Origin of the sequence: Streptomyces sp. NBC_00872, from assembly GCF_045161915.1 — a bacterium.
Taxonomy (GTDB): domain Bacteria; phylum Actinomycetota; class Actinomycetes; order Streptomycetales; family Streptomycetaceae; genus Streptomyces.
Genome location: NZ_CP108806.1, coordinates 6864524 through 6882771 on the forward strand (window position 1 = coordinate 6864524; position 18248 = coordinate 6882771).

15 protein-coding genes are annotated in these 18248 nt (G+C 70.6%); 10 read left to right on the forward strand and 5 right to left on the reverse strand.

The features are described from left to right. The first annotated feature begins 139 nt into the window (after window positions 1–139). The 6 genes from secG (at window position 140) to OG214_RS29305 (ending at window position 5791) form a co-directional block, all read left to right on the forward strand. Window positions 140–370 (forward strand): preprotein translocase subunit SecG, encoded by a 231-nt coding sequence (gene secG / locus OG214_RS29280; protein WP_363083672.1) that lies wholly within the window; start codon window positions 140–142, stop codon window positions 368–370. A gap of 170 nt (window positions 371–540) precedes the next feature. Beyond that, window positions 541–876 carry an RNA polymerase-binding protein RbpA gene (locus OG214_RS29285; RefSeq protein WP_003976875.1) on the forward strand — a complete coding sequence of 112 codons (336 nt, stop codon included), beginning with the start codon at window positions 541–543 and terminating at the stop codon, window positions 874–876. 243 nt (window positions 877–1119) lie between these two features. After that, window positions 1120–2772 carry a glucose-6-phosphate isomerase gene (gene pgi, locus OG214_RS29290; RefSeq protein ID WP_363085688.1) on the forward strand — a complete coding sequence of 551 codons (1653 nt, stop codon included), beginning with the start codon at window positions 1120–1122 and terminating at the stop codon, window positions 2770–2772. Further along, entirely contained in the window at window positions 2762–3274 is a 513-nt protein-coding gene (locus tag OG214_RS29295) for a PH domain-containing protein (RefSeq protein ID WP_405986417.1), read from the forward strand. The genes pgi and OG214_RS29295 overlap by 11 nt, the downstream gene beginning before the upstream one ends. Beyond that, on the forward strand, window positions 3271–4863 hold the full coding sequence (locus tag OG214_RS29300) for a PH domain-containing protein (RefSeq protein WP_405986418.1): 1593 nt from the start codon (window positions 3271–3273) through the stop codon (window positions 4861–4863). The genes OG214_RS29295 and OG214_RS29300 overlap by 4 nt, the downstream gene beginning before the upstream one ends. 88 nt (window positions 4864–4951) lie before the next feature. Then, a complete protein-coding gene (locus OG214_RS29305) occupies window positions 4952–5791 on the forward strand; it encodes a poly-gamma-glutamate hydrolase family protein (protein ID WP_363085684.1) in 840 nt (279 codons plus the stop codon). A gap of 122 nt (window positions 5792–5913) precedes the next feature. Here OG214_RS29305 and pgl read toward each other — a convergent pair whose 3' ends face one another. From pgl to tkt, 5 genes are read right to left on the reverse strand one after another with little or no spacing between them, the layout of a single operon-like run. Next, complete coding sequence (gene pgl, locus OG214_RS29310; RefSeq protein ID WP_365902472.1) at window positions 5914–6696, reverse strand: 6-phosphogluconolactonase; 783 nt, start codon at window positions 6694–6696, stop codon at window positions 5914–5916. Continuing rightward, entirely contained in the window at window positions 6693–7721 is a 1029-nt protein-coding gene (opcA, locus tag OG214_RS29315) for a glucose-6-phosphate dehydrogenase assembly protein OpcA (RefSeq protein ID WP_363084542.1), read from the reverse strand. The genes pgl and opcA overlap by 4 nt, the downstream gene beginning before the upstream one ends. After that, the gene (gene zwf / locus OG214_RS29320) at window positions 7718–9250 is read right to left on the reverse strand and encodes a glucose-6-phosphate dehydrogenase (protein ID WP_363084541.1); all 1533 of its coding nucleotides are present in this window, start codon (window positions 9248–9250) and stop codon (window positions 7718–7720) included. The genes opcA and zwf overlap by 4 nt, the downstream gene beginning before the upstream one ends. Before the next feature lie 5 nt (window positions 9251–9255). After that, window positions 9256–10374 (reverse strand): transaldolase, encoded by a 1119-nt coding sequence (tal, locus tag OG214_RS29325; RefSeq protein ID WP_405986419.1) that lies wholly within the window; start codon window positions 10372–10374, stop codon window positions 9256–9258. A gap of 34 nt (window positions 10375–10408) precedes the next feature. Next, window positions 10409–12484: a transketolase gene (tkt, locus tag OG214_RS29330; protein ID WP_405986420.1), complete on the reverse strand. Its 2076-nt coding sequence runs from the start codon at window positions 12482–12484 to the stop codon at window positions 10409–10411. 337 nt (window positions 12485–12821) lie between these two features. Here tkt and OG214_RS29335 point away from each other — a divergent pair, with 337 nt between their 5' ends. The 4 genes from OG214_RS29335 to OG214_RS29350 all read left to right on the forward strand — a co-directional run bounded on the left by OG214_RS29335 (window position 12822) and on the right by OG214_RS29350 (window position 18041). Continuing rightward, window positions 12822–13769: a heme o synthase gene (locus tag OG214_RS29335; RefSeq protein WP_363084538.1), complete on the forward strand. Its 948-nt coding sequence runs from the start codon at window positions 12822–12824 to the stop codon at window positions 13767–13769. A 109-nt stretch (window positions 13770–13878) separates the two neighbouring features. Next, on the forward strand, window positions 13879–14286 hold the full coding sequence (locus OG214_RS29340; protein ID WP_405986421.1) for a hypothetical protein: 408 nt from the start codon (window positions 13879–13881) through the stop codon (window positions 14284–14286). Between the two features lie 158 nt (window positions 14287–14444). Beyond that, window positions 14445–15557 carry an amidohydrolase gene (locus OG214_RS29345; RefSeq protein ID WP_363084536.1) on the forward strand — a complete coding sequence of 371 codons (1113 nt, stop codon included), beginning with the start codon at window positions 14445–14447 and terminating at the stop codon, window positions 15555–15557. 279 nt (window positions 15558–15836) lie between these two features. After that, entirely contained in the window at window positions 15837–18041 is a 2205-nt protein-coding gene (locus OG214_RS29350) for a glycoside hydrolase family 27 protein (protein WP_405986422.1), read from the forward strand. Window positions 18042–18248 lie beyond the last annotated feature (207 nt).

Below are 18248 nucleotides of genomic sequence, written 5' to 3' on the forward strand. Positions count from 1 at the left end.
TCCGTCGTACCCTTGCGGGGGCCGTACGGGCATCTCCGATCCGTTCTCACGGAAGATGCCGCCCGGTCCCCGCAGTGCGTATCAGATACATCAGTCCTGTCGGTCCCGTCAGTCCGAGGAAGTTGGTCCAGCCGTGGTAATGGGGTTCTCGATCGCCCTCATCGTCTTCAGTCTGCTGATGATGCTGCTCGTGCTGATGCACAAGGGGAAGGGCGGCGGCCTCTCCGACATGTTCGGTGGCGGAATGCAGTCGTCCGTCGGTGGTTCCTCCGTCGCCGAGCGTAACCTCGACCGCATCACCGTTGTTGTCGGTCTGCTGTGGTTCGCGAGCATCGTCGTGCTTGGTCTGCTGCTGAAGCTGGACAGCTAGGCCGCGTACGGTACGGCGTCGCGGGCGCGGCCTATCATGGGGTTCCGCGCCGGGCGGCAGGGGGTAACTCCCTTCACTGGACGCGCGTTGGGCCTTACGTAGACTGGGGCGCCCGGCAGCGGAGCTGCCTATCGATGCTTTGCGGCACCATCACGCAGGGAGTTACGACCGTGGCAAGTGGCAACGCGATCCGGGGAAGCCGGGTCGGAGCGGGGCCGATGGGTGAGGCCGAGCGTGGCGAGTCCGCGCCCCGCCTGCGCATCTCCTTCTGGTGCTCCAACGGGCACGAGACGCAGCCGAGCTTCGCCAGTGACGCACAGGTTCCGGAGACGTGGGACTGCCCGCGCTGCGGATTCCCGGCCGGTCAGGACCGGGACAATCCGCCGGACCCGCCGCGCACCGAGCCGTACAAGACGCACCTCGCCTATGTACGGGAGCGACGCAGCGACGCGGACGGCGAGGCGATCCTCGCCGAGGCGCTCGCCAAACTGCGCGGCGAGATCTAGACATCGGGATCTCGACAGCGGGATCCGGACATACCGAGATCCGGATACAGCAAGATCTGGACATACTTCAGCCGGCCGGACACCCAACAGGTGTCCGGCCGGTTTGTTCTGCCCCGTCCGTGACCCGCGTCGCCCCGCCGCCGCGCGGCCCGTCCCGCCGCCGCGCGGCCACCCTGATCGCATAGGTTGGACGGGCAGCAGGGCACGCACACACGCACGAGAAGAAGTGGACCGATGTCCGAGATGAACGCAGAAGGCCGTACCAGGCTCAACCGGACGCCCGAGTGGAACGCGCTCGGCAAGCACCGTGAACAGCTCGGGCAGACGCATCTGCGGGAGCTGTTCGCCGCCGATCCGGCGCGCGGCACCGGCTACACCCTCCGGGTGGGCGACCTCTACCTCGACTACTCCAAGCACCTGGTGACCGACGAGACGCTGGCGCTGCTCCGTGAGCTGGCCGCGGCGACCGGGGTGGCCGAGCTGCGGGACGCGATGTTCCGCGGCGAGAAGATCAACACCACCGAGGACCGCGCCGTACTGCACACGGCGCTGCGCGCCCCGCGCGACGCCGTCATCGAGGTGGACGGGGAGAACGTCGTACCGGCGGTGCACGCCGTACTCGACAGGATGAGCGCGTTCGCCGACCGGATCAGGTCCGGCGAGTGGACCGGTCACACCGGGCGTCCCATCAAGAACGTGATCAATATCGGTATCGGCGGTTCGGACCTCGGTCCCGCGATGGCCTACGAGGTGCTCCGGTCCTTCACCGACCGTGACCTCACGGTCCGGTTCGTCTCCAACGTGGACGGCGCGGACCTGCACGAGGCCGTACGGGACCTGGATCCGGCCGAGACGCTCTTCATCGTCGCCTCCAAGACCTTCACCACCATCGAGACCATCACCAACGCCACCTCGGCCCGCTCCTGGCTGCTGACCGGGCTGGGCGCCGGGCAGGAGGCCGTCGCCAAGCACTTCGTGGCGCTCTCCACCAACGCCGGCAAGGTCGCCGAGTTCGGTATCGACACGGCCAACATGTTCGAGTTCTGGGACTGGGTGGGCGGGCGCTACTCGTACGACTCGGCCATCGGTCTCTCGCTGATGATCGCGATCGGGCCCGGCCGGTTCCGGGAGATGCTGGACGGCTTCCATCTGGTCGACGAGCACTTCCGTACCGCGCCGCCGGAGGCCAACGCGCCTCTGCTGCTGGGGCTGCTGGGGATCTGGTACGGGTCGTTCTTCGACGCCCAGTCGCACGCCGTCCTGCCCTACAGCCACTATCTGTCGAAGTTCACGGCGTATCTCCAGCAGCTCGACATGGAGTCCAACGGCAAGTCGGTGGACCGCGAGGGCCGGCCGGTCGAATGGCAGACCGGACCCGTGGTCTGGGGCACGCCGGGCACCAACGGGCAGCACGCGTACTACCAGTTGATCCACCAGGGCACCAAGGTCATCCCGGCCGACTTCATCGGCTTCGCCCGGCCCGTCGACGATCTGCGGCCCGAGCTGGTCGCACAGCACGATCTGCTGATGGCCAACTTCTTCGCGCAGACCCAGGCGCTCGCCTTCGGCAAGACGCCCGACGAGGTACGGGCCGAGGGCGTGCCGGAGGAGCTGGTGCCGCACAAGACCTTCCGCGGCAACCACCCGACGACCACGATCCTCGCCGAGACCCTCACCCCGTCCGTGCTGGGCCAGCTCATCGCGCTCTACGAGCACAAGGTGTTCGTCCAGGGCGCCGTCTGGGACATCGACTCCTTCGACCAGTGGGGCGTCGAGCTGGGCAAGGTGCTCGCCAAGCGGATCGAGCCCGTACTCACCGGCGAGGAGTCCGGCGGCCGGCTCGACGCTTCGACCGCGGCGCTGGTCGCCGCGTACCGTTCACTGCGTGGCCGCTGAACCGGTGGCGGAGGGGGCGCAGCGGCTCCGGCCGCCCAACAACACACTGAACGAGCGCGCCATCGGCTGGTGGCGCGCCCAGTGGCTGGCGCTGACCGTGGTGGTGGCGGGGATACCGGCCGTGCTGGGGGCGCTCATCGCCCCCGCACGGGCGTGGCTGCTGGTCCCCGCCGCCGTCCTGGCGGTGCTCGGCCTCCTCTGCACGGCGCTGATACCCGTGTGGTGGTTCAGGGTGCACCGCTGGGAGGTGACGGAGGAGGCGGTCTATGTCCGTACCGGCTTCTTCTGGCAGGAGTGGCGGATCGCGCCGATGTCCCGGATACAGACCGTGGACACCGTGCGTGGTCCGCTGGAGCAGCTCTTCCGGCTCGCCACGGTGATCGTCACCACCGCGTCGTCCAAGGGCGCGGTCCATATCGAGGGGCTCGACCACGAGCTGGCCGCGGAGCTGGCCGAGCGGCTGACCCGGATCACCGAGGCGACCCCCGGGGACGCCACATGAGCGACCCCGCGGACGCCGTAGGGGCCCGGAAACCCGTGGAGAGCGCCGGGTCCCCGAGCCTCGAAGACCCCGGGGCGGCCGGGGAAGAGAGCTGGCGGCGGCTCGACCGGCGCACTCTGCTGGTCACCGTGGCGGTCCTGACGGGGTTCGTCGTGGGTGCCGGGGTGCCTGCCGTCATGGGACTGTCGGGCAGTCGCCCGCTCGGGGAGGCGTTCACCTGGGTACTGGCGGGGGCCGCGCTGCTGATCGTCTCCGGTACGTTCGGGGACTATGTCCGCTGGCGCCGTACCCGGTACCGGACAGGGCCCGAGCGCGCCGAGCTGCACACCGGTCTCTTCCTGGTCAAACGGCGTTCGCTGGCGCGCGAGCGGATACGGACGGTCGATCTCACGGCCAATCCGCTGCTCCGGCTGCTCGGGCTGGTGAAGGTCCGGATAGGGACCGGTGAGCAGACCGGCGGTGAGTCCACGCTGGAACTCGACCCGGTCACCAGGGCCGAGGGCGAACGGCTCCGTACGGCACTGCTCGGCCGCGCCGCCGAGGGGGACGGGGCCGCGGAAGGCGCCGACGACGGCATGCTGGCGGCGCTCGATCCGGGCTGGATCCGGTACGCGCCGCTCTCCTTCCTCAGTCTGGCGCTGGCGGGCGCGGGCGTCGGCGGACTGTTCCAGCTCAGCGAGTGGTTCGGTGTGCAGGGCCGGGTGGTCCACTGGGCGGGCGGCCATGTGCGGGACATCTCTCCCGTCTGGGGGATCGTGCTGCTCGTGGGGTTCGCGGTGGCGGCGGGGATCGCGGGGGTCGTCGGCGCGCTCGCCCTCTGGATCGAGATGTGGTGGAACTACCGGTTGGAACGGGAGCCCGGAGGCACCCTGCGGGTCCGGCGCGGGCTGTTCACCTCCCGCTCGGTCTCCATCGAGGAGCGGCGGCTGCGCGGGGTGGAACTGGTCGAACCGCTCGGGGTCCGGCTGGCCGGCGCGGCCAGGCTGGACGCGATCGCCACGGGGCTCGCGCAGGACGAGGAGGACGAGCAGGCCGACCAGAAGAGCCTGCTGCCGCCCGCGCCGCGGGCGGTGGCGGACGAGGTGGCGGCCCGGATACTGCGGGAGCCCCTCTCCCCGACACGGGCGGTCCCGCTGGCTCCGCACCCCCGCGCGGCCCGTGCGCGCCGGCTGCGCTGGGCCCTGTCCGCCGCACTGCTGCCGCCGGCGCTCCTGACGGTCCTCGGTCTGCTGCTGACCGGTGTGCTGCTGATCGTCGCGGCGGTGGGCGCCGTGGTGGCGCTGCCGGTCGCGGTGCTGCTCGCGCTCGACTCGTACCGCAATCTGGGCCATGGCCTCGGCGGCGGCTATCTGGTGGCCCGCTCGGGCACGCTGCGCCGTACGACCGTCGCCCTCCAGCGCGGCGGGGTGATCGGCTGGACGGTCCGGCAGTCCTACTTCCAGCGCCGTGCGGGCCTGCTGACCCTGACCGCGACCACGGCCGCGGGAAGCGGCGCGTACCACGTGTACGACACGGCGGAGGGCGAGGGCCTGGCCTTCGCGGCGGAGGCCGTTCCCGGCCTGCTGGAGCCCTTTCTGATCAGGGAGTGACCCTTTCCGATCCGGCCGGGGGGCCCGGGAGGAGGGGAAGCGCGGGAAAGGCCTCGCCTCTGTGCCGGGACGAGTGGATCATGGGGGCATGACACACACCAGCCGTCGTACGGTCCTCGCCGCCCTGGCCACCGCCACCGTGAGCGGGTCCCTGCTGGCCGGGGCCGGCGCCTCACCCGCGTACGCCGCCGACTACTACGCGTCCAACACGGACCTCTACACCAGGCTCGCGGGCAGTGAGGGCCTGGACTTCGCCCGCCGCTACAAGCGGCACGAGACCCTCGACAGCAGCCTCGGCACGGCCCCCCGCTACCCGCGTACCACCGTCATGGCACTGCACGGCGGCGGTATCGAGCCCGGGACCTCGGAGCTGTGCCTCGCCATAGCCGGCTACCACCCGGCCACCTTCGCGGTCACACCGGCGGGCGGTCCGGTGTACGACTACTGGATGTTCGAGGGGCTCAAGTCCAGCGGCAACGGGACGATGCATGTCACCTCGTCGCACTGCGACGACGGGGTCGCGCTCGCCCTGGCGGCGGGCAGTCTCAATGTGCTGAGCCTGCACGGCTGCCAGGCCGACCAGGCCGGTGCCCCGGCGAGCCGCCCCGAGGCCGTCGTGGTGGGCGGACGCAACGACCGCTTCAAGGAGCTGCTGCACACGGCCCTCGGCGCGGCCGGGTTCCAGACGATCGACGGCTCGGACGTGCCCGATCTCGCCGGGGTGCAGCCCCAGAACATCGCCAACCGCACGCTCCTCGGTATGGGGGGCCAGCTGGAGATCACCACCGAACTGCGCGAGAGCATGTTCGGCACCTACACCCGGCTGGGCCGCCCCGTCTCCACCAATGAGGTCTTCGACCGTTTCGTGGGCGCGGCCCGCAGCGCCGTCGCGGACCTGGAGGCGACCGCCGGGCAGATCATTCTCTGACGCCGCTCCGGGACGGACCCCCGTACGGGACACGCGAAGGCCCGGTCCGTCCGGAGACGGACCGGGCCTTCGTGAACCGGCCGTCGTGAACCGGGCCTTCGCGGCACCGGACCGACGGATCGTCAGGCCGAGGCCGGCGGATAGAGACCGCGCGGCAGCCCCGAGGCCGCCGCCGCGTCCAGCAGCCACAGGGTGCGGCTCCTGCCGTACGCGCCCGCCGCCGGGGCCTGGATCTCACCCGCGCCCGACAGGGCGATCTCCGCCGCCTTCGCCTTGTCCTCGCCCGCCGCGAGCAGCCAGACCTCATGGGCCGCGCGGATCGCGGGCAGGGTGAGCGAGATACGGGTCGGCGGAGGCTTGGGAGCGCCGTGCACGGCGACCACCGTGCGCTCGGTCTCCCGTACGCCGGGCAGCTCCGGGAAGAGCGACGCGACATGCGTGTCGGGCCCGACCCCCAGCATCAGGACGTCGAACGTCGGCACGGGACCGTGGTCCTCCGGCCGGGACGCCGCGGCGAGCTCGGTGGCGTACGCGGCGGCCGCGGCCTCCACATCGCTGCCGTAAGGACCGTCCGAGGCCGGCATCGCGTGCACCCGTGACGGGTCCAGCGGCACCGAGCCGAGCAGCGCCTCCCGTGCCTGGGTGACATTCCGCTCCGGGTCACCCTCGGGCAGGAAGCGCTCGTCGCCCCACCACAGATCCAGCCGTGCCCAGTCGATCGCGTCACGGGCGGGCGCCGCCGACAGCGCGGCCAGCAGCCCGTTGCCGTTGCGTCCGCCCGTCAGCACCACCGAGGCGGAGCCCCGGGCGGCCTGGGCGTCCACGACCTTGGTGATCAGCCGGGCCGCCGCGGCCTGGGCCATCAGCTCCTTGTCCCGGTGGACGACCACCTGCGGGGCACTCACTTGGACGCCGCCTTCTTGGCCGGAGCCTTCTTCGTGGCGGTCGCGGCCGTACCCGGCGCACCGGATCCCTCGGCGGGTCCGGCGGACGACGGGTCCGGCGCGCCGCCCAGCCGCTCCACACCGAACCGCAGAGCCGACGCGTAGATGTCGTCCGGGTCCAGTCGGCGCAGCTCCTCCGCGATCAGCTCGGAGGTGTCCCGCCGCTTCAGCGCCACCGCGCGGTCCGGCTGGCCCTCGATGGAGAGGGTCGCCAGCGAGCCGTCCGCCCGGTGCAGACTGATCGGGCCGCAGGTGGTCTCCAGCCGTACGGCCGTGAGACCCGGCCCCGAGGAGACGGAGCGCCGTACCGGTACGTGCAGCCGGTCCGCGAGCCACATGGCGAGCAGTTCGGAGCTCGGATTGTGCTGCTCGCCCTCCACCTCCACGGAGGTGATGGCGCAGTCCACCTGGTCCAGCGCGGCGGCCAGCATCGAGCGCCAGGGCGTGATGCGGGTCCAGGCCAGATCGGTGTCGCCCGGGGTGTACGCGTCGGCGCGGACCGTCAGTTCCTCGGTCGGGTTCTCCGCCGCGTGGGTGTCCGTCACCCGGCGCTGCGCCAGCTTGCCCAGCGCGTCCTTGGCCGGGTTGGCCGGCGGGTTCACGGGCCACCACACGACGACCGGGGCGTCGGGCAGCAGCAGCGGCAGCACCACCGACTGGGCGTGGTCGATGACCTCGCCGTACAGCCGCAGGACGACCGTCTCACCGGTGCCCGCGTCCGCGCCTACCCGTACCTCCGCGTCCAGCCGCGCCTTGGACCGCTCGCGCGCCGAGCGCGAGAACCGCTTGACGACGACGAGCTTGCGCGACGGATGCTCGCGGGACGCCTCGTCGGCGGCCCTGAGCGCGTCGTACTGGTTCTCCTCGTCGGTGACGATGACCAGGGTGAGGACCATGCCGACGGCGGGTGTGCCGATCGCCCGGCGCCCCTGCACCAACGCCTTGTTGATCTTGCTGGACGTGGTGTCCGTAAGGTCGATCTTCATGGCCGGCGCCAGCTCCGTCCGTCTCGTGCGAGCATTTCGTCCGCCTCGACCGGACCCCAGGTCCCGGACTCGTACTGCGCGGGCCTGCCGTGCTTCTCCCAGTACTCCTCGATCGGGTCGAGGATCTTCCAGGACAGCTCGACCTCCTCCACACGCGGGAAGAGGTTCGAGTCGCCGAGCAGCACATCGAGGATGAGCCGCTCGTACGCCTCGGGGCTGGACTCGGTGAAGGACTCGCCGTACGCGAAGTCCATCGAGACGTCCCGTACCTCCATCGAGGTGCCGGGCACCTTGGAGCCGAATCGCATCGTCACGCCCTCGTCCGGCTGCACCCGGATGACCAGGGCGTTCTGCCCCAGCTCCTCCGTGGAGGTGTGGTCGAAGGGGGAGTGCGGGGCGCGCTGGAAGACCAGCGCGATCTCCGTGACCCGGCGGCCGAGCCGCTTTCCGGTACGGAGGTAGAACGGGACACCCGCCCAGCGGCGGTTGTCGATCTCCAGCTTGATCGCGGCGTAGGTGTCGGTCTTCGACCTGCTGTCGATCCCGTCCTCTTCCAGATAGCCGACGGCCTTCACGCCGCCCTGCCAGCCCGCGGCGTACTGTCCGCGCACGGTGTCCGCGCCCAGATCCTTGGGCAGCCGCACCGCGCCCAGCACCTTGGTCTTCTCCGCGACCAGCGCGTCCGCGTCGAAGGAGGCGGGCTCCTCCATGGCGGTCAGCGCGAGGAGCTGGAGCAGATGGTTCTGGATGACATCACGGGCGGCGCCGATGCCGTCGTAGTAGCCGGCCCGGCCGCCGATGCCGATGTCCTCGGCCATGGTGATCTGGACATGGTCGACGTACGACCGGTTCCAGATCGGCTCGAAGAGGGTGTTGGCGAACCGCAGCGCCAGGATGTTCTGGACGGTCTCCTTGCCCAGATAGTGGTCGATCCGGAAGACCTCGTTGGACGGGAAGACCTCGTGGACGACCTTGTTGAGCTGCTTCGCCGAGGTCAGATCGTGGCCGAACGGCTTCTCGATGACCGCGCGCCGCCAGGAGCCCTCCTTCTGGTCGGCCAGCCCGTGCTTCTTGAGCTGCTGGACGACCTGCGGGAAGAACTTGGGCGGTACGGAGAGATAGAAGGCGAAGTTGCCGCCGGTGCCCTGGGTCTTGTCCAGGTCCGCGATCGTCGCCTTCAGATTCTCGAACGCGTCGTCGTCGCCGAAGTCACCCTGGACGAAGCGCATCCCCTGGATGAGCTGCTGCCAGACCTCCTCACGGAACGGCGTACGCGCGTGCTCCTTGACGGCGTCGTGGACCTCCTGCGCGAAGTCCTCGTCCTGCCATTCGCGGCGCGCGAAACCGACGAGCGAGAAGCCCGGCGGGAGCAGACCGCGGTTGGCCAGGTCATAGATCGCGGGCATCAGCTTCTTGCGGGACAGATCCCCCGTGACACCGAAGATGACCAGGCCCGACGGCCCCGCGATACGCGGGAGCCGTCGGTCCGCGGCGTCACGGAGCGGATTCGCCCCGTGGGTTGCGGTCAAGGAAATCAGCCCTCCGAAGGGGCGAGGCGCTTCAGCTCCGCCTCGGTCGACTTGAGCAGGTCGTTCCAGGACGCCTCGAACTTCTCGACACCCTCGTCCTCCAGCAGCTGGACGACGTCGTCGTACGAGATGCCCAGCGCGGCCACGGCCGCCAGATCCGCGCGCGCCTGGTCGTATGTGCCACGTACCGTGTCACCGGTGATGGCACCGTGGTCCGCGGTGGCCTCCAGGGTCGCCTCCGGCATGGTGTTCACCGTGTTGGGCGCCACCAGCTCGTCGACGTACAGCGTGTCCTTGTACGCCGGGTCCTTCACACCGGTCGAGGCCCAGAGCGGACGCTGCTTGTTGGCCTGCGCCCGGTCCAGGACCGCCCAGCGGTCGGAGGAGAAGACCTCCTCGTACGCCTCGTACGCGAGGCGCGCGTTGGCCAGGGCCGCCTTGCCGCGGGCCTCCTTGGCCTCGGGGGTGCCCAGCGCGTCGAGCCGCTTGTCGATCTCCGTGTCCACGCGGGACACGAAGAAGGACGCCACCGAGTGGATCTTGGAGAGATCGAGGCCGGCCGCCTTGGCCTTCTCCAGACCCGAGATATAGGCGTCCATGACCTCGCGGTAGCGCTCCAGCGAGAAGATCAGCGTGACATTGACGCTGATGCCCCGGCCGATGGTCTCGGTGATGGCGGGGAGACCGGCCTTCGTCGCCGGGATCTTGATAAGGGTGTTGGGGCGGTCCACCAGCCAGGCGAGCTGCTTGGCCTCGGCGATGGTCGCCTCGGTCCGGTGCGCGAGGCGCGGGTCGACCTCGATGGAGACCCGGCCGTCCTGGCCCTGCGTCGCGTCGAAGACCGGACGCAGGATGTCGGCGGCGTCACGGACGTCCGCCGTGGTGATCATGCGGACGGCCTCCTCGACGGTGACCTTGCGGACCGCGAGATCCGCGAGCTGGGCGTCGTAACCGCTGCCCTGGGAGATCGCCTTCTGAAAGATCGACGGGTTCGTGGTCACACCCACCACATGCTGCTGATCGATCAGTTCGGCGAGATTGCCGGATGTGATGCGCGTACGCGACAGGTCGTCGAGCCAGATCGCGACGCCTTCGTCGGAGAGGCGCTTGAGTGCGTCTGTCATAAGAGTTGCATCTCCTACTGTTCGTATACGGGTGTCAGCGCGCCGAATCCGTCAGAGATTCCCGGGCCGCGGTGGCCACCGCCTCCGCGGTGAAACCGAACTCGCGGAAGAGGACCTTGCCGTCGGCCGAAGCTCCGAAGTGCTCCAGCGACACGATGCGGCCGGACTGGCCCACATACCGGTGCCAGGTCAGTCCGATGCCGGCCTCGACCGCCACCCGCGCCTTCACGGAAGGCGGCAGAACACTGTCCTTGTACGTCTGGTCCTGCTCCTCGAACCACTCGACCGAAGGCATGGAGACGACCCGCGTCGGGATGCCGTCGGCCTGGAGCCGCTCACGCGCCTCCACGGCGAGCTGCACCTCGGAGCCCGTACCGATCAGTACGACCTGGGGAGCGCCGCCCTCGGCGTCGAACAGCACATAACCGCCCTTGGCCGCCTCGTCGTTGGGCTCGTACGTCGGCACGCCCTGACGGGTGAGCGCCAGACCGTGCGGAGCGCCCTTGTCATGGCGCCTGAGGATCTCGCGCCAGGCGACCGCCGTCTCGTTGGCGTCGGCCGGGCGGACGATGTTCAGCCCCGGAATGGCACGCAGCACGGCGAGATGCTCGACGGGCTGGTGGGTCGGACCGTCCTCGCCCAGACCGATCGAGTCATGCGTCCAGACATAGGTGACCGGTACCCGCATCAGCGCCGCCAGCCGCACGGACGCGCGCATGTAGTCGGAGAACACCAGGAAAGTGCCGCCGTAGATACGGGTGTTGCCGTGCAGCGCGATGCCGTTCATCGTCGAGCCCATGGCGTGCTCGCGGATGCCGTAGTGCACCGTGCGGCCGTACGGGTCGGCCCCCGGCAGCGGATTGCCCACCGGGAGGAACGACGACGTCTTGTCGATGGTGGTGTTGTTCGAGCCCGCCAGGTCGGCGGAGCCGCCCCACAGCTCGGGGATGACCGCGCCGAGCGCCTGGAGCACCTTGCCGGACGCGGCGCGCGTGGCGACCGACTTGCCGGCCTCGAACGCGGGGAGCTTCTCCTCCCATCCCGTGGGGAGTTCACCGGCCCTGATCCGGTCGAACGTCGCGGCGCGCTCCGGGTTGGCGGTGCGCCAGGCGGCGAAGGACTTCTCCCACTCGCCGCGGACCTCACGGCCGCGGTCGAGGGCCTCACGGGTGTGCGCGAGCACCTCCTCGGAGACGTCGAAGGACTTCTCGGGGTCGAAGCCGAGGACCTTCTTGGTCGCCGCGACCTCCGCGTCGCCGAGCGCCGAGCCGTGCGCGGCCTCGGTGTTCTGCGCGTGCGGGGCGGGCCAGGCGATGATCGAGCGGGCCGCGATGAAGGAGGGGCGCTCGGTCTCGGCCTGCGCGGCCTTGAGCGCGCGGTGGAGGCCCGCCGGGTCGAGGTCGCCGCTCGGCAGCTGCTCGACGCGCTGGACGTGCCAGCCGTACGCCTCGTACCGCTTGAGGGTGTCCTCGGAGACCGCGGTCTCCGTGTCGCCCTCGATCGAGATGTGGTTGTCGTCCCAGAGCAGTACGAGATTGCCCAGCTTCTGGTGGCCGGCCAGCGACGACGCCTCGGCGGAGATGCCCTCCTGGAGACAGCCGTCACCGGCGATCGCCCAGATGGTGTGGTCGAACGGGGAGGTGCCCGCCGGTGCGTCCGGGTCGTACAGACCGCGCTCGTACCGGGCGGCCATCGCCATGCCCACCGCGTTCGCGACACCCTGGCCGAGCGGGCCCGTGGTGGTCTCGACACCGACGGTGTGCCCGTACTCCGGGTGGCCCGGGGTCTTCGAACCCCAGGTGCGGAACGACTCCAGATCGCTCAGTTCCAGGCCGTAGCCGGCCAGATAGAGCTGGATGTAGAGAGTCAGGCTGGAGTGGCCGGCCGAGAGGATGAACCGGTCGCGGCCGGTCCACTGGGCATCGGCGGGGTCGTGCCGCATGAGCTTCTGGAAGAGCACATAGGCGGCAGGGGCCAGGCTCATGGCCGTACCGGGATGGCCGTTGCCGACCTTCTGTACGGAATCCATGGCCAGGACACGAACGGTATCGACCGCCCGGCGGTCCAGTTCGGTCCACTCGAGGTCTGTGGTGGTCGGCTTGGTGCTCACCCTGAGTCAGGGCTCCTCTCCACATGTCCAATCCCGGTGTCTGAGGGCGCACCGGTTCGTTGTCGAGCCTACCCTCGTGGGCTCGCCCAACCTTTCCCCTGCGTTCCAGGGTGCGGTGATGGGCTGGACTTCGCCTCCCGGCAGCTTGGACTTCGCCTTCCCGCAGTGCGTACGGACGGTCCCGGGGCCTGCGGGGACGGCGTTCCGGGCGCCCCGAAGGCCATCCCACCCCCGCGAAGATCGGTGTCTGGGCAACGTCTAGAGTGGCGTGGTACGCGCAAGCTTCACCGGGGCTGCACGCCCGGAGCTTGCTGGGATTTCTCTGTCAGGGGTGTGCGTGACGGCCGTCGAGTCCCGACCCGCAGGGGTCGTCCTGACTCCGAGTCCGGGGGGCCATCGGCCGTTCGGGGCCCGTGTCAAAGCGTTCGTGGCGCTGACCAAGCCACGGATCATCGAACTGCTGCTCATCACCACTGTTCCGGTGATGTTCCTGGCCGCCGGGAGCGTGCCGGATCTGTGGCTGGTGGTCACTACGTGTGTCGGCGGCTATCTCTCCGCCGGTGGCGCCAACGCGCTGAACATGTATATCGACCGTGACATCGACGCGCTCATGGACCGTACGTCTCAGCGCCCGCTGGTGACCGGCATGGTCTCGCCCCGTGAAGGGCTGGTCTTCGGCCTCACACTGACCGTGGGCTCCACACTCTGGTTCGGTTTTCTGGTCAACTGGCTCTCGGCGGCGCTCTCCCTGGGGGCGCTCCTCTTCTACGTCGTCGTCTACACGATGATCCTCAAACGCCGTACCGCGCAGAACATCGTCTGGGGCGGGATCGCCGGTTGTATGCCGGTGCTGATCGGCTGGTCCGCCGTCACCAACTCGGTGTCCTGGGCCGCCGTCATTCTTTTTCTCGTCATCTTCTTCTGGACACCGCCGCACTACTGGCCGCTGTCGATGAAGGTGAAGGCGGACTACGAGCGCGCGGGTGTGCCGATGCTCCCGGTCGTCGCGACCAATCGCGTGGTGGCCCGCCAGATCGTCCTCTACAGCTGGGTGATGTTCGTCGTCTCGCTGCTGCTGACCCCCCTGGGGTACACCGGCTGGTTCTACACGTCGGTGGCGCTGGCGGCGGGCGGCTGGTGGCTCTGGGAGGCGCATGGCCTCCAGGCCCGCGCCAAGGCCGGCGAGACGGGCGGCAAGCTCAAGGAGATGCGGCTGTTCCACTGGTCCATCACCTATGTGTCGCTGCTCTTCGTGGCGGTGGCGGTGGATCCCTTCCTGCGTTAGACGACTGGAAAGATCCGGGGCACCGGAACTGCGGACGGGCGGGGCACGTGGCTGATGCCACGTGTCCCGCCCGTCGCGTGTTGATCTACCCGTGGGTAGCATCGAGTTCATGGCAGAGACCCAGCAGGTGGACCCGAGCGACCAGAGCGACGAGAGCGGCGAGGACGGCCGGGCCGAGGACGGCCGGGCCGGCGGGAAGCGGGCCCCGGACCGGCGGGCGGCGCGCGCGGAGCGCAGGGCGGCGCGGCTGGCCAGGAGCATCGCCTCGTTCGCCCGGCGGCACGGTGGCGCGGAGGGCCGGCTCTCGTATCTCGGACAGGCCGGCACCCGCATCGTGCTCGTCGGTGAGGACGGCGGCTGGGGCGATCTCGTCGCCCCCACGTACGACGTCGCGCGCGTCGCCGCCGAGAAGGCCGGGCTCACCCTGCACGAATCCTTCGACGGAGATTTCGCGGCCAAGGTCCGCACTGGTCCGTACGAGTGGAAGCGGATGGCCGGGATCCAGCTCGGCGGCTGAGACAGGCCCCGCGGCACCCGTGGCGACGTCCATGGCGAGACGTCAACGGTGAGGCGTCAACGGCCCGTGCGGCGGCCGACCGGGCGGGGCGCGGGCGCCACCCGATCGCGACTTACCCGTTAGGACGTGTAGGAGTACGGTCCACGACGGGAATCCCGATGATCGAAACTGCGTCCCTGGTGGACCAGTACTGCCACGGTGTGCTCCGCAGAGAGCTGGGCCTCGGTACCTTCGAGGCCCAGTTGGGCAGGACGGCGGGGCCGCCCGCCGCGGGCACCACCTTCTTCGACACCCAGACCGGTTTCGCGGTGCGCCGCTGGTGTCCGCCCGTGCTCGGCCTCGAACCGCACTGCCCGCCGGCCCGCTATCTGGCCCGCCGCAGGGAGCTGGGTGTGATGGAGGCGGGCAGACGGCTGCTGCGCTCCACCGGTATCGCCACCTATCTCGTGGACACCGGGCTGCCCGGCGATCTGACCGGGCCCGACGAGATCGCCTCGGCGGGCGCGGCCGAGGCCCGGGAGATCGTCCGGCTCGAACCCCTCGCCGAGCGGGTCGCCGATGTCACGGGCGGTGTCGGCACCTTTCTCGCCGGTCTCGCCGAGTCCGTGCACACCGCCGCCGCCTCGGCCGTCGCCTTCAGCTCCGTCGCCGGGATCCGGCACGGTCTCGCGCTGGCCCCCGAGCCGCCGGGGCCCGGTGAGGTGCGCGGCGCGGCCGACCGCTGGCTGGCCGGGCGTCCCGCCGGGGCGCCGCTCACCGATCCGGTACTGCTGCGCCATCTCCTGTGGACCGCCGTCGGCTCCGGTCTTCCCTTGCAACTGCACACGGGAACCGCCGGGGTCCTTCCCTCGGCGGGACGCTCCGATCCGCTGCCGCTCACCGGTTTCGCGGCGGCCACGGCGGGGCTCGGTACCGATCTCGTGCTGCTCGGCGCCTATCCGTACCACCGGCACGCGGCCCAGCTCACCGGGGTCTTCCCGCATGTCTACGCGGATCTGGGGCCCGCGCTCGCCTACACGGGGGCGCGGGCCGCGGCCGTACTCGCCGAGATCCTGGAGCTCGCGCCGTTCGGGAAGCTGCTGTTCTCCAGTGGCGCGCGCGGGCTGCCCGAGCTGCATGTGGTGGGGGCGCGGGTGTTCCGGGAGGCGCTGGCGCGGGTGCTCGGCGGCTGGGTGGCCGACGGGTCATGGGCGTCCGAGGACGCCCGGCGCGTCGCCGGGATGATCGCGGCGGGCAACGCCCGCCGTCTCTACCGGCTCCTCGGCGACTGACGGGCCGTGGGTCACGCGTGGGTCATCCGTGGGTCACGCGCCGCGTCGGCACGCGTTGCGGCAGCGAATCATTTCTTCGCCGGACCGGGGGCGGACCCGGTGATGTAGGACGGTCGAGGCTTGTTTCAATTAATTAGTAATAATTGTTGACAGGGTGGGAGCGCCGGGTCACAGTCTTCGTCGTGGCGCCGCCGCCGCACTCTCGGGACGGGAGGGCGGCGAGCGGCGCCCATGGACCCCAATCCTCGGGAGACACAGTTGACTTCGCATCGTGCAGGGATGGTGTGTGCCCGGCGGGCCGGAGCGGTTCTCGGAGTCGCCGCGCTGGCCGGGGCGGCGATGCCCATGGCGCACGCCGTCGAGCCGGACGCCCCCGCCCCACGGATCTCCGTACCGCGCGCCGCCGACGAGCCGCGCACCGCGGACGACCAGGGCGCGCCCCGGTACTACGACAGCGGTCTGGCACCCACGCCGTACATGGGCTGGAACACCTACTACGGTCTGGGCGCCCCGACCGAGAGCGCGGTGAAGGACGTCGCCGACCATCTGGTCAGCAGCGGCCTCAAGCGCAGCGGTTACGACATCGTCTGGCTGGACGGCGGCTGGCAGGCCGACAACCCCCGGGACAGCGCGGGACGGCTGGCCGCGCACCCGGAGCGCTTCCCCTCCGGTATCCCCGCGCTGGTGACCTATCTCCATCAGCGCGGGCTCAAGGCCGGGATCTACACGGACGCGGGTGAGTACGACGGCGGCAAGAGCTGCGGGCTCGGCAGCCGTGGCCACTACACCGAGGACGCCAGGCAGTTCGCGGACTGGAAGATCGACGCGATCAAGGTCGACTTCCTCTGCGGTATCGGCGCGAAGCTCGACCCGGGCCCCGCGTTCAAGGAGTTCAGCGACGCGGTCGCGGCATCCGGCCGGCGGATGCTGCTGAACCTGTGCAACCCGCTCACCGACGACTGGGGACTGCCGCACACGCCGGCGCAGGACGCGCACAACGCGTATGTCTACGGCCCCACGATCGCCGACTCCTGGCGCACCGGCACCGACCTCGCCTTCGGCACGCCCTACCCCGGCAACTGGACCAATATCCTGCGCAGCGCCGACGCCAACGCCTGGCACCCCGAGGCGCAGGGCCCCGGTCACTACAACGACCCCGACTATCTGCTCCCGATGCGCAAGACCGCGGACGGCTCGTACGAGCTGAACGAGGAGGAGTCCACCAGCCAGTTCGTGCTGTGGGCCGTCATGGGCGCGCCCCTGGTCATCGGCTCCGACTCGCGCACCCTTCCGCAGTCGATGATCGACACACTGCGCAACCCCGAGATCCTCGCCGTCGACCAGGACCCGCTGGCCATCCAGGGAGTGCGGGTCGCCACCGACTCCACCGGCGACGTCTACAGCAAGGTGCTCCAGGGCGCGGGCAAGCGCGCGGTGGTGCTGCTCAACCGCTCCGAGCGGCCGGCCGAGCGCACGGTGACCTTCGCCGACGCGGGACTGAGCGGCCGGATCGCGGTACGCGATCTGCGCGCCAGGAAGGACGCGGGGACGCACACCGGCTCGTACACCGTGACGGTCCCCGCGCACGGCACGGCCTTCCTCCGGCTGTCCGGTACGGACGAGGCTCCCGGGGTGCCGCTGGGCGTACGGTCCTCGGCGGACCCCGCGCTGGTGGCGGACGGGGACGTACTGACCGCCTTCACGCGCGGTACGGACGGTTCGCTGCGGCAGCAGACAGGGCGCGACGGCGACTGGTCGGCACACACCACCGCGCTGGGCGGACCGACGCACGGCAGGATCCTCGGGCAGCCCGCCGCGTACGCGTCGGAGCTGCCGGGCGGCGGGAGCCGTAGCCGTATTGATGTATTCGTACGCGGCACGGACGACGCGGCCTACCGGCGCACCTCGCTCGCCGGTCACTGGGGGCCCTGGCAGAAGCTCGGCGGCACACTCACCGACGCGCCGGGTGTCGCCTTCCGCGGCCCGGACGACTGGACGCTCTTCGCCCGGGGCGAGGACGGCACCATCGCCTCGCGCGGACCGTCGGGCGGTCCTTCGGCACGGTGGACCCCGCTCGGGGCACCGGAGGGCCTGACGGTGTACGGGCGCCCCTCCGCCGTCACCGACTCGGCGGGCCTGACCCATCTCGCCGTACGCACCGCCGACGACGCGGTGTGGACGAGGACCCGTGACGGATCCGGTCTCTGGTCGGCGTGGTCCTCGCTGGGCGGGACCGTCGGCGGCAGTCCGACCCTCGTGTCGTCCGGGAGCACCGTGCGTCTCTACGCGCGGGCGAGCGACTACACCCTCTGGACCCGTTCGTACCAGGCGGACGGCGCCGGCGGCTGGGGCGGCTGGGGACCGCGCACCGAGTTCAAGAGCGATGTCTTCCGGGGCGCCCTCGGCGCCACCGCGGGTCCGGACGGCCGGGTGCTGACCGTCTTCCGCGGGGTGGGTGACCGCGTCCACCAGAGCGGTCTCTGACCGCACCGCGACCGCACCGCGACCGCACCGCGACCGCACCGCGTCGCATGCGTCGTACCGCACCGCACGCGTCGCACCACACCGCGTCGCATCGCACCACGCCCCGGGTGGGGCCCCCGTCCGGGGCGTGGTGCCCGGCGACCCCGCACCCCGCACTCCGCACCCCGCGGTCCACACCCCCCGCAGTCCACGCCCCCACAGACTTTC